This window comes from uncultured Mailhella sp., assembly GCF_944324575.1.
Classification (GTDB): Bacteria; Desulfobacterota; Desulfovibrionia; order Desulfovibrionales; family Desulfovibrionaceae; genus Mailhella.
In genome coordinates this window covers 1-11,888 of sequence record NZ_CALUWV010000063.1, presented here as the reverse complement: position 1 = coordinate 11,888, position 11,888 = coordinate 1, and the positions used below count along the sequence as shown (strand labels likewise).

The following is an 11,888-nucleotide window of genomic DNA, read 5'->3' as shown; positions in this document are numbered from 1 at the left end:
GTGCGTGGGGAAGACTGTATTCGTCGTAACGGTTCTGATAACCAAAAGGAAACACCCCCACGTGCGTGGGGAAGACGGCGCGAGCGGTCCAAAAAGGACCGCGCATCTGGAAACACCCCCACGTGCGTGGGGAAGACAAAAGAAAACGGTTCCTCCATAGAAGGCCAAAAGAAACACCCCCACGTGCGTGGGGAAGACCTGAACCCAGCATTGTGCAAGGCGCTGCACATAGAAACACCCCCACGTGCGTGGGGAAGACTCCTGAGAGGTACGGAACTCACCGGTCACAATGGAAACACCCCCACGTGCGTGGGGAAGACTGGGACTTTTTGATGGTGCTATCGGTGGTGCCAGAAACACCCCCACGTGCGTGGGGAAGACCCGACCAGCTCTATTGCATGGTCAAGAACAATAGAAACACCCCCACGTGCGTGGGGAAGACCCTGACATATTATTGAACTTTTCGGTGCAGGTCAAATGACGGGGTCGTCTTTTTCCAGCACGAGCTGGAGTCCGGAAATTTCCGTCAGGCGTCGACGGGGGTCCCCTCTGCCGTATATTTTGTAGCCCGGAGCCTTGCTGATGCGCTGGAATATCAGCAGGCCGCTTTTCGGCGGGCAGCTTTTCAGAAGATACTCGATGACGTGCCGGGCCACGGCATCCTTGACGCCGGAAATGAAGACGTTGGCCCGGGGCTCGATGAACCAGAGCTTCATTCTTCCGCGCACGGCGGGAGGCAGATCATTGGCGATAACGACGAGCAACTTTTTCTCCTATCAGGCTTTCGATGTCTTCCGGGATGCGGGCGAGAAGATCCATGTCCAGCACGCGCCTGCGGAACGCTTCCGACACGGCGTACTTGTTGTATTCTCCGGCCAGGGAGAGCGTGAGCGAAAAGGCAAGATCCACGCACAGTTCCCCCTTGTAGAGGTCCGCAAGGTCGTAGATGAAGGGCAGCGGACTGCCTGAATGGATGAATCCCAGATGCGGCGAATAGCCGAGGGCGTGCACGCAGGAACAGAGTATGCCGTACAGGGCGGCATTGGCGGCCGTGAGTATCTGATTGGTGACGTCGCTCAACTCGAAGCTGCCGGGCGTGAAGGAGCGGCCCTTCCAGCCTACGTTGTACTGACGGGCCTTTTCGTCGTAGAGCGTGCGTACCCTCAGCCCTTCCATGCCCATCATTTCCTGAAGCGTTTTGTCCTTCAGATCGGCGTCGGGAAAGCGCCGGGCAAAGAAGGCCCGCGCTACGGACACGGAGTGTTCGGGATGCGCGGAAAGCCGGGCCTGCCGGAGAAGATTGCGGCTGTTTGCCGTGGGAGTGTGACCTGCCGCATAAAAAAGCAGGGAGTCCTCACCCACCCAGCACAGGGAACAGTTTGCCGCTGCCGCGGTTTTGACGGCCTCATGAGTGACGCTCGTGCCGGGGCCGAGAAGCAGAGCGGCAATGGTGGCCACGGGAAGACGGATGCGGTTGCCTTCGGCGTCGATCCATTTCAGGCTGCTGTCGTCTACTTCCAGCCTGCCGCGTTCAAGATAGAGAAAGGGATACTTTTCAGAAACGCGCGGCAGCGTTTCGCGCGTGACGGGGATGAACAGGCGTTGTCTGGATTCCGTAGAAAAGCGAGGGGGCTGAGCCATGGCGTTCTCCCGGAGCAAGTGCGGCAGAATGAGAGCCTGCGTGACCGCGAAGCCGTGAGCGGCGGCGCAGTGGCTCCGAACTCTTTGACGATTGCGGAGCTGTTTCGAGAATACTTGAAGCAATGATTGAAGGTTTTGTCCCCACGTGCGTGGGGAAGATGCGGAAAAACATTCCGTCATGATGCCCGACTCGGAAGCACCCCCACGTGCAGGGGGAAGACTATCGACTCATGCAGGTCGACATGTACAACCTGGAAACATTCCCGGATGGTGGGGAAGGGGGGGGAAAGCCGATGGAGCTCTCCCGGGCGGCGTTTTCTTCCTGCCCGGGCGCGGATGAGGAAGTGCGCGGCGTCCGTGAGGCGGCGCGTTCCTGCTTTCTGTTGGCGGGATTGCATATTCCCCGCCCCCACGCGCGCAGGCCGGGGGCGGGGAAAGCTGTCAGTTCTGCGGCAGGGCGACGACGGTTACGGTTCTGTCTTCATAGCGCTTGTACAGGCCGAAGTTCACGGGCACGTCGCTTATCGTCATGACTTCGCCTTCGTCATGCTGCCCGGAAAGCACCTTGAACACGGCCCTGCGCTTTTTTTCTTTCGCAACGTCAAGAGCCTGCGTGAGCGCCTCGTCCTCACCGCTGAAAAAGCCGCGGCAGACGATGTCCGTGGGAACGCAGCTTCTGCGCCCGAGGCAGATGGGCCATGCCGGAGCCGCAAGGGCCGCCGCCACTTCCTCTTCCATGGCTTCCGGCACGGCAAGGGCGCAGGCAAATGCCATGTCCTGCACGTAATAGCGATACGTCAGTTTTGTTCCTGCACCCACGGGACGCTTGCCGTCCGATTTTTTGGGAATGAGCATGTCCTGCCACGGGTCGCGGCTGTCGTAGCCGCTGCCCACCATCTGAAAATCCTGAAGGAGCGGCTCGCGCCGGGGGCTGCCTGAGCGATCCTCCGGCGCGAAGGCCAGCACGGTCTGCGGCAGATCCTTCATGATGGCGAGCCATTCGCGCTGTTCACCGCTTCTTCCCATGGCGCAGCACAGCAGGCCGAGTATGCCGGAGCGCGTGGGAAAGGGAAGCGTGTCGCGTCTGCCGTAGCGGGAACCGGCCCCCCAGGATTGAAGGGGCGCTTCCAGCCAGAGAAGCAGCGTTCTCATGCCTGAGCCTCGAAGGGGGCGACGAAGGCGGCAAGACCTTCGGCAAGCTCGTCTATGGAGATTTCGGCATCGGCCCTGCCGAAGGTGAATTCGGCCTTCTTGCCGTACAGGGATCCGGCCTGCTTTTCCTGACGAGCAAGGGCGGCGTCCAGAGCCTCGATGCTGGGCGCAAGGTAGCCGCTCTGCGCGCGCACCGGAGCGTCGAAGCTGACCTGCATGCCCTGTCCTTTGCGCACGAGCACGCGGGCGTAGTCCCAGAGGTGCAGGCCGGTCTGCGTTGTCTGACGGGCCGAGGGCACGGCCAGATACAGCGCCTTCACAAAGCTCGATACCGCATGGGCAAGGCCTGTGCCTTCCAGCGTTTCGGCAAGCTGACCGAGATCGAGACTCACATAGCGGTAGTAGGTAGCGGAATTGAACTCCATGCTGCCCATGTGCGCCGAACCCTGCGTGACGATGCCCATGGGATCGTCGTCGAGCGCGGTGAAGAATTCCACTTCACTGTCGGCCCTGTGCGTGGAAATGGCGTGGGCGAAGCTGGCCGCGGCGGATACGTTGAGTTCGGGAGCCTGCGCCACCATGCGTCCGAACAGCGCGATGTCGAGTCCGTCTTCGGCGGGGTTGAAGAACTTCTTATGGATTTTCCTGAATTCCGCCGTCAGGGAGTTTTTCTTGATCGCCGCCTCGACGTTGAAGTCGTGTTCAAGCGCGAATTCCGCTATGGCGCAGGCTTCACTCTTCGAAAAGAACAGCAGCGTGTCGTCCACGAGCACTTTGGCAAAGGCCGCGGCAAATTCCCGGGCCTTCGCTTCTTCGGCTCCGGCCTTCACGCAGGCTGCGGCAAGCACGTCTTCCACCTGCTTGGTGCGCAGGGCCGTTTTCACGCCGAGCTTTTGAAGTTCCATGCGCACCTGCCGCTTCCAGCACTGGGAGCTTACCCGGGCGCGGGTGACGCCGCCTACCACGGCGCTTTTCGGCGCGCCCACGTCGTCGCGGTTCAGGCAGGTGACGGGAAAGGACTGGAGAATATGGAATTCGATGCGGTAGCCTTTAAGTTCGTTCATGACATGTCCTTTGTGATGAAGGCTGAAATATTCGGATGGATTCGTCCGGGCGCGAAAAGCGACGTCCTGTTTTGAGCCGTGCGGGGCGTCATGCGCCGTCGAAGGAAAATGCGAGCGGGGCGAGCTGCAGCAGCCCGCAGCCGAAGGCCTTGCCGTGGCCCAGACCGTGCGTGAAGCTGCGGGTAAAGAGCGTCTTGTCGGCAACAGCGAGCGCTCCCGTGATTCTGGCCTTGCCGAGCGTGACCTTCATGCCGTTTTTGCAGAATTCATCCACCGTGATGTCTGCCACCTGCACGGTTTCGGGGCGAGGCGCAAAACCCCACGAGGGCGCCTTGGAAAGAAACCAGCGTTCCACGGCCTCGCGTCCGCGCACGGCCTCGCGCCTGCCCGTTTCGCGGTTTCTGCGCACGGGATTGATGATGACTTCAAAGCGGTAGTCCTGAAAGTCGAGAAAGCTTTCCGGAAGAGGGCGGCTTTCGATGCGGCCGTGTTCCGGCGCGTCCGGACTGCGGTCGGAAAGCACGAGAATGCGCCGCACGCCGTTTTTGCCGCCTTTGTCCGCATAGAGAAAGCCGCTTCTGCCTTCCGCGCCGCGCCGCACGTCCGGGAAAAGGCCGTACACGGCCCGGTGCAGGGAATAGCCGTCCGTGAGACGCAGAGCCCGGCAGTCGCGCAGCGTGAGAAGATAGTGACTGACGTACATCATGCGCTCTCTCCGTTTTGTTCCGGAGCTGCGCCGTCCCCTTCGTCGCTCCAGTAGCCCTCGGCCCAGCGCCTTTTGATCTCCTGACGCCGCTCCGGGATGCGGAAGGCAAGCACCTCGTCCAGAAGTCTGGCATAGGAGAGTTTTCGGGAGCTTTTGCCGTCCACGAAGGAAAGCAGAGGCCGCAGCATGCGGCACAGCTCTTCCATGTCGCTGCAGTTCAGCAGACGGCGCAGGCGCGAACTTCCCTGGTCTTTGTCCTCGAAGCATGATGCAAGCGCCCGGCCGAGGGATGCCGTGCCGTCTTTGGGATCATCCCTGCGGCACAGAGGCGCAAGCACGGCAAGGCAGGGCAGAAAGTCCCTGTCTTCCACGTGAAAGCGAATGAGCACCTCCCACGCCTGAACAGCCATATGTTCGCTGCTGTCGGCCCGCCTCAGACGGGCGACGGTTCCCTTGTCCCTGACGGTCGGCGTCGGGCCGAGCCGCTCCGAAACCCATTGCAGAAGATCGGCATGACGCCTTTCCGAATGTTTCACCGGCGCATCCTCCCGGGACCTCGGACGGTGTTTTATCCATGTTTCCACCTGCCGTCCGGTCCCGTGGGGGCAGGCTTCATCGTAAAGCATGAGCACAAGACGGTAGCAGCGACCGAGCAGCAACGTGCAGGTCTGCTCGTTGCCGCAGCCGTCGAGCATGGCCGGAAGCGTGGGTTCCACCATCTGCCAGAACAGTCCGGCAGCTTCGGCGGCAGCGGCAACGGCGCTTTTGTCGTCCATCTTCATGTCCCGGCAGTATCGGTTGACCGCACCGTACAGCAGCTTTGCCCGCTTTTCCGTGTCGCTCATGAGCGATTCAAACTCACGGAACCAGATGTCGCCGAGAAGCGCGGTGTCGAGCCGCACTTCCGATTCAAGCTCGTCGTCCTTGCCGGTGAGGTACTGTTCGCCCGCGTGGCTGCTCACCTTGATGCCGCCGCTCCAGATGCCCACAACGTCGATGCCGCACGCGTCCCGGAAGGCATGCAGTCTGCTGAGGCCCTTTTGAAGCCCGAGACAGAAGAAGCCCGAACCGCGCTTTTCCGCATCGAGAAAGGAAAGCAGTGCCGGAAGCTGCCGCCAGGGGCGCTTTTCAGGATCGACCCACAGCATTTTCGGTCTGGCCCTGGACGCGTCCATGGCGGCGGAGGGGTCGGCCATGCCGGAGAGATGGTCGGGGTGCACGATGCCCTCGGTAAAGCGCAGACCGTTGTTTTCAAGCAGGCAGAAGCGTGCGAGCGGCACGAGCCTGCCCATGAGACTTGCCTTGAGCGCGCGGGCCGCGGGGCAGTCCTCGCCCTGCGGCATGACTTCCCACGGAGGCACGCCGAGCCCGTGTTCCCACTGCGGCTGGCCCTTGATGTCCTCCAGCGTGAGCAGGTTGAGCCACAGCGTTTCCGTAAGGGTCCTCCCTGCAAGAAACGAGTGCAGAAGCCCCATCTGGCAGAGGGCCGGTCCGGGGTGGCCGCTCGGCTTCTTTTCGTAGCCCGGACTGAGGACGAGCCTGTTGTACGGCTTCTTGCCGCCGAGACACAGGGACATCTGTTCAATGAGCAGAAGCGCCCTGTCGGCCTCGGAAAGCTCGGGTTCGATCTGCTGATGCGAAAGTCTGGTGGTGTTGCCGGAGGCGACTTCGGGCATGACGGTGCCGTAGCTCTTGAGCTCGGCCTCAGCACAGGAAGGGAACTGGAGAAAAGGACGCTCCCCGTGAAGGAAAAAGGAGCTGTGATGGTTCTGAAGGTAACGAAGCGCCTTTTCCGCCAGTCCCTGCGGCCCGAGCGCGAGCCATTCCCCGTCGTCGGCAGGCGTGCAGGCCGCCTGCGCTATGGCCAGAAGAAGCTTGAGCAGAGGAATCTTGATAAGCGGCGTGCCGCCCGGCAGAGGCGGCAGGGGCTTAGAAAACGCCTGCGAAAGAGAGATGCGGCCGTGGTCGGACATGGGGATCCACGGCTCGTCGATGAGATTGAAACGGTTTTCTGTCACACGTCCTCCTTGACGATGGATGTGACGAAAGGCAGCCCTCCGGACGCCGCCGCTGAGGGCAGGGGATGTCTCAGAAGAGGCATCCGGGAGAGGACTGAATAAAAATATTTTCTACCTAATTTCTATTGGTGTCAATAAGGCTGACAGAAAAAGGGAAAGAAGCTCTTTCCCTTTGCGCCCCCCGGGAGGGGGGGGAAGTCACTCTGTTTCGACCTAATTTCTGGAAACACCTTCACGGAGAGTGAAGAAGCTCGTTTTCAGACAGAATCGGAAAACGTCGGTCGACAAAGTGTATGCTGCTCTTTTATATGAAAATTTTTATGCGGGCAAGTCTTCCTTCGACCAGCCTTCGCGCGGGCTGTAGCGGCCGCAGGCGATGCCCGGGGAGCAGAGGTCTTCAAGCGATCCGTCGTCCCGCAGGCGGGCGAGGTACACGGGTTCGTAGTTTTCCCGCACCGGCAGATAAAAGTCGAAAAGTTTTCGCAGGCGCGGTGAGGTGTTGACGGACTGCGTGAAGGAAACGCTTTTGCGCCGCAGGCGCACGATGGAGGAAAAAAGCGCGGCGGATACCTCGCGTCTTGTTTCCGGGGCTCGGGCGAGGCTCACGGTGCGGCCGTCCGCAAGCGTGCAGGATGTTTCGGTCAGGGATTTCACGATGAGCACGGGGCAGGTCGGCTCGTCGGAGAGGCGCGTGCAGGCGGTCTGTTCGGAGAGCGTGCAGCCCTCGCTTTGACTGAAAAGCGCCAGCGTGCGCATGGACTGCACCTTCTTTTCAAGTTCGCGTCTCACGCGCGCCATGGCTGGCGTGGGTTCGTCCGCTCTGTCCGCATAGGTGGCCTCAAGCACGGGGCGCATGTCGGAAGGAAGCGTGACGGTTTCTCTGCCGGTCCAGACTTCCAGGGTGCGGGCCAGCACATAGGGCGCATACACGAGCCCGGAAACGCCGAAGGCCTGGGCGGGAGAGGTCAGCGCTTCGTCGAGGGAGGGGGCGAGCATCCACGCTTCGCGCCTCGCTTCTGCCGGGCGCTTCGTGCCCGCGTGTCGCCACAGTCTGCCCATGCGCTGAAATATCATGTCCGTGGGGCACAGCCTCGTGACGAGAAAGTCCGCGTCGATGTCGAGCGACTGCTCAAGCACCTGCGTGCCTATGAGAATGCGACCGCACAGACCGCGTTCCGCCGACTCCCTGCCGTAAAGCGCCGTCCAGCGATCTTCGTTTTTCTGCCGGTCCGCGGGCGTGAAGCGGGAGTGCAGAAGTCCGGCTTCCAGTCCCGTGCCCGCAGCGCGCGAGGCAAAGAAGCGGAATGCCTCCTGTGCTTCGGGCACGCTGTTTTCGATCCACAGCACCTGCTGTCCCTGCCAGGCGCGAAGAAGCGCTTCTTCTCTCGCCGTGCTGTCGGACGATCCGGGGCAGAGCCGGACGCGCACGTTTTGAGGGGCGTCCTTGCCGGGCACGGTGAAGGCGCGCACGGCGGGCGGCTCTTCGGGCGTCTTTTCTCCACGGACGACGGTCGTGATGAGCGGATAGGCGCTTCCGCCCGCGTTTTCGCAGCCGAGCATCCGGGAGAGGCGGGCGCGGGTGAGCGTGGCGCTCAGAAGGATGATCGTGCAGCCCAGGCGTTCAAGATGCCGTATGAGCGCGTCGAGCAGCGTGCCGGTATAGGCGTCGTAGGAGTGCACTTCGTCGAGTATGACCACCTTGCCCGCAAGGCCGAAGCTGCGCACGGCGGCATGGCGCACGTTGATGACGCTCATGAGCGCCTGATCCAGCGTGCCCGCGCCGAAGGGCGCAAGAAGGCCGCGCCTGCTCTGCTCGAACCACGAGGAGGCGTTCTCGCCCTTCTCTTCGTGCGTGGCGTAGAGCCATGCGCCGCCGTGCAGAAGCAGCGCTGCCGTATCCCGGCTTTCCGGCGTGAGCACGGCGTGGAGAAAGGGCAGAAGCCTCTCGAATATCTTGTTTGACGTGAGTTTCGTGGGCAGGGCGAAATACAGTCCTCCCGCCGCGCCCGTCGAAAGGAGCCTGTAGGCCGCAAAGAGCGCGGCCTCGGTCTTGCCCGAGCCCATGGGCGCTTCCAGCACATGGACCCCCGGCCCGGTGACGGCCTGCGCCATGGTCTTCTGCACGGCGGAAGGCACAAAGCCGAAGATGTCTTCAAAGCTCAGGCCGGGCACGAAGAAGACCGGACGAAAGCCCGCCTCGGCCACGGCGCGCGGCGCAAGCGGCCGCCAGTCTTCGGCAGGGTCGTCGAAGAGGGAGCCGGAGCCTATCCAGTCGGCTGCGGCGGTGAATCCCGCAAGCAGCGCCTTTTTTTCGGCAGAGAGCCTTGAGGGCAGAGCGCGGTCGCCGCACAGACGGCGGATGAGCTCAAGACGAAGCGCCTGCCACGGACGGCCGCCGCATATCTCGTCGTCCGCCGAGCAGGCTTCCGGGGGCATGCCGTGATGCCGTCCCGCGACAGCGGCGACGGACGGGGAAATTTCCATGAGCGCGGCCTGACTTACGGACGCGTGCCCGAGCTTTTTTGGCATGAGGCGGAAGGGGTCGAGCGCCGGGAAGGCGGAGAAGTCGCCTGTGACGCCGTGAATCATGCCCTGAAAGCAGGGAGAGACCTTGCCCACATCGTGCACGGCGACCACAAGATCGCTGTTTTCGGGAAAAAGACGCGCCGTGCAGGGAGGCAGCGCGGCCATGAGCGATGCGGCCACGGCGCCCGTGATGCGGCAGTGCTCTTCCACCGTGCGGCCCGGAAGCGTCGCGCCGTCCTTCACGCGGCTTTTGGCCAGACAGCATTCCAGCGGAAGGGCTGGGGTGTCGTTGCCTTGCGGGGGGGATGGGCGTCGCAGCATGACGATTCCTTGCGTTTGGGGGAAAAGAGGGCGTGCTGTTCGCCGCAGGCGGCACGGAAGGGCCGTCGCCTTCGCGCGGCGGCGGGGGAGCGGGACGAGCGCCGTGCGGGGGAACGGGACGAGGATGCGTCCTTTCATCGTAGGGCGGAGGAAGTGGGGCGTCAAGGCGGGAGCGGAAAGAACGCGCCCGCTTCCTGCGGCTGTGCCGTTGTGTCGGACGGGATTTTGCCGTACCGTTCACAGGTGGCCGGGCCGCAGTGGACCGGACGCTTTGCGCGGCCGGGCGCAGGATCCGCCCGGATCTCCGCGGTTTTTCGTGCCGCGCTTTGCAGGCGTGCCGCAGATGCGGCAAGGCGCGCGAGGAACATTTTTGAACGATGAAGGAGGCGTGTCATGAGTCAGGAGGCAAAAATACGTGTCGCTCCGGGGGAAGGGGCCTTTGCGGAGGAGATTCCCGCCGACGTGCGTTCCCGCGCGCGAGGCTGCCTTCTCGGACAGCTTGCGGGCGATTCCCTCGGCAGTCTGGTGGAATTCCGTTCGGCGGCGGGCATACGTGCGGAATATCCCGGCGGCGTGCGTCAGCTTGCCGACGGCGGGCCGTTCGAGCTCATTGCCGGGCAGCCCACGGACGATTCGGAAATGGCGCTGGCCATGGCCCGTCAGCTCGTCGCCGTGGGCCGTTACTGTGCGCTGCGCACGGCAAAGGCGTACCGCGACTGGCTGAAGTCCGGCCCCTTCGACTGCGGAAACACCATTGCCGCGGCGCTCAGGGGCATGCCCAACCCGGCAAGTCAGGCCAACGGCGCGCTCATGCGCGTAAGCCCGCTGGGCATTTTCGGCGCGGGACGCAGCCGGGCCGACGTGATGAAATGGGCGAAAAAGGATGCCGCCATCACGCACGCGCACCCCGTCTGCGCGCAGGCCGACGCCCTGTATGCGGCGCTTGTGGCGCAGGCCGTGCGCGAGGGCGGAAGCGGCGAGAGGCTCTATGCGGACATGATCGCCTCCATGAAGCGCATGAAGCTTGAATCCGCTCTTCGCGAAGCCGTGGAAAGAGCCGCGGACGAGCCGCCCCGCGACTACGTCTCTCAGATGGGCTGGGTGCTCATTGCCCTTCAGAACGCGCTCTGGCAGATGCTGCATGCGCCGTCCTTTGAGGAAGGCGTGGTGGACACCGTGATGCGCGGCGGCGACACCGACACCAACGCCGCCATAGCGGGCGCGCTGCTCGGGGCCGTGTACGGCGAAGAGGCCGTGCCCGAAGCGTGGCGCAGAACCATTCTTGCCTGCCGTCCCGAAGCCGGACGGCCCGGCGTGAAGCGTCCCCGGCCGGAAGCGTACTGGCCCGTGGACGCGCTTGAGCTTGCGGACGCGCTGCTTGAACTCGGCTGGGCGAAGCGCTCCGCCTGAAAGCGCCATGCCCGGGAGGCATGAAGAAGGCGGGCGCTCCCGTGTTCCCTCTTGCCGGGGAACCGGATACGCGGGCGACTCCTGGTGCCGGGGCGAAGTCTTTGCAGACAGGCCTCGAAAGGGTTGCGAGGGGCTTGGGAAAAGAAGCAGGGCGGATGTTTCCCGTGGTGTTTCTGGAGCGGCGCAGTCTGGGCCGCATCCCCTGGCATGAACGTCCGTGACAGCGGACAAGGGTGAGGCACTCTGCCTGTCGGGAGGCATGCTGCAACGGCACAGTGCAGAACGCGAAGCTGTGCGGAGAAAAGGGAAAAGTCGTCCTTGAGCAGAAGATGAACGCGACCGCAGGAATCTGAGCAGCGGATTACTGTGCAGAGGACGTCTGCTTTGCCGTTCCGACGCCTGCGGTCGCATTTTTTTATATTTTGTATTTTCCGAGCCGATTGCCTATATTGCGTTTCTCCTGTCGTTTGGCTGGCTTTCTGGCTGGTTCTGCTTCATAATTGTCGAAGGTGGTTCCGTCTGCGTTTTGGCTGAAGAGGGAGTGGCTTTCGGCATCTGAGCGTCTGAACCCGTCTGAGCGGCTTTCGGGGTCCGTGTTTCCGGATTCATCGGCGAGGCCTTCGGAGCTGCCGGCCTGTCGACCGTCTTCAGGGGGACAGCGGAAGTCCTGCCGGGGTGCTCCGCTTGTGGATTCTCCCTGCTCTTCTTTTCGCGTGGCATCGCAGAACCGCTTTCCTTTTTCTGTGTCGTTCGGTCCATCATTGCCGAAGGTGGTTCGGTCTGCGTTTTTGCTGAAGGGGGAGCTGCTTTCGGCATCTGAGCGTCTGAACCCGTCTGAGCGGCTTTCGGGGCCAGTGTTTCCGGGCTCATCGGCGCGGCCTTCGGAGCTGCCGGCGTGTCGACCGTCTTCAGGGAAAGAGCGGAAGTCTTGCTTGGCTGCTCCGTTTTTGGAGTCTCCCTGCTCTTCTCTTCTCGTGGCATCGCAGAACCGCTTTCCTTTTTCTGTGTCGTTCGGTCCATCATTGCTGAAGGTGGTTCCGTCTGCGTTTT

General features: G+C 62.6%; 9 protein-coding genes and 1 CRISPR repeat array. Of the genes, 1 reads left to right on the top strand and 8 read right to left on the bottom strand.

Annotation, left to right across the window (positions count from 1 at the left end):
- Window positions 1-48: 48 nt before the first annotated feature.
- Window positions 49-442: direct repeats of the CRISPR family, unit length 28 nt; unit sequence GAAACACCCCCACGTGCGTGGGGAAGAC.
- A 31-nt stretch (window positions 443-473) separates the two neighbouring features.
- The 7 genes from cas2e to cas3 form a co-directional block, all read right to left on the bottom strand.
- On the bottom strand, window positions 474-764 hold the full coding sequence (gene cas2e / locus Q0J81_RS08135) for a type I-E CRISPR-associated endoribonuclease Cas2e (protein WP_294447100.1): 291 nt from the start codon (window positions 762-764) through the stop codon (window positions 474-476).
- The gene (gene cas1e / locus Q0J81_RS08130) at window positions 742-1,641 is read right to left on the bottom strand and encodes a type I-E CRISPR-associated endonuclease Cas1e (RefSeq protein ID WP_294447098.1); all 900 of its coding nucleotides are present in this window, start codon (window positions 1,639-1,641) and stop codon (window positions 742-744) included. The genes cas2e and cas1e overlap by 23 nt, the downstream gene beginning before the upstream one ends.
- Before the next feature lie 441 nt (window positions 1,642-2,082).
- Entirely contained in the window at window positions 2,083-2,793 is a 711-nt protein-coding gene (cas5e, locus tag Q0J81_RS08125) for a type I-E CRISPR-associated protein Cas5/CasD (RefSeq protein ID WP_294447097.1), read from the bottom strand.
- Window positions 2,790-3,857: a type I-E CRISPR-associated protein Cas7/Cse4/CasC gene (gene cas7e / locus Q0J81_RS08120; RefSeq protein WP_294447095.1), complete on the bottom strand. Its 1,068-nt coding sequence runs from the start codon at window positions 3,855-3,857 to the stop codon at window positions 2,790-2,792. Before cas7e ends, cas5e begins: the two co-directional genes overlap by 4 nt.
- An 88-nt stretch (window positions 3,858-3,945) precedes the next feature.
- Window positions 3,946-4,563 (bottom strand): type I-E CRISPR-associated protein Cas6/Cse3/CasE, encoded by a 618-nt coding sequence (cas6e, locus tag Q0J81_RS08115; protein ID WP_294447093.1) that lies wholly within the window; start codon window positions 4,561-4,563, stop codon window positions 3,946-3,948.
- The gene (gene casA, locus Q0J81_RS08110; RefSeq protein WP_294447092.1) at window positions 4,560-6,581 is read right to left on the bottom strand and encodes a type I-E CRISPR-associated protein Cse1/CasA; all 2,022 of its coding nucleotides are present in this window, start codon (window positions 6,579-6,581) and stop codon (window positions 4,560-4,562) included. Before casA ends, cas6e begins: the two co-directional genes overlap by 4 nt.
- Window positions 6,582-6,899: 318 nt before the next feature.
- Window positions 6,900-9,428 (bottom strand): CRISPR-associated helicase Cas3', encoded by a 2,529-nt coding sequence (cas3, locus tag Q0J81_RS08105; protein ID WP_294447091.1) that lies wholly within the window; start codon window positions 9,426-9,428, stop codon window positions 6,900-6,902.
- A gap of 393 nt (window positions 9,429-9,821) precedes the next feature.
- On the opposite strand from cas3, the gene Q0J81_RS08100 reads away from it, so the two are divergent.
- Window positions 9,822-10,838, top strand: coding sequence for an ADP-ribosylglycohydrolase family protein (locus tag Q0J81_RS08100; protein ID WP_294447090.1), 1,017 nt, complete (start codon window positions 9,822-9,824; stop codon window positions 10,836-10,838).
- Window positions 10,839-11,253: 415 nt separating this feature from the next.
- On the opposite strand, the gene Q0J81_RS08095 is transcribed toward Q0J81_RS08100, so the two are convergent.
- On the bottom strand, window positions 11,254-11,888 hold a 635-nt coding region (locus tag Q0J81_RS08095), incomplete at its 5' end, for a hypothetical protein (protein WP_294447089.1).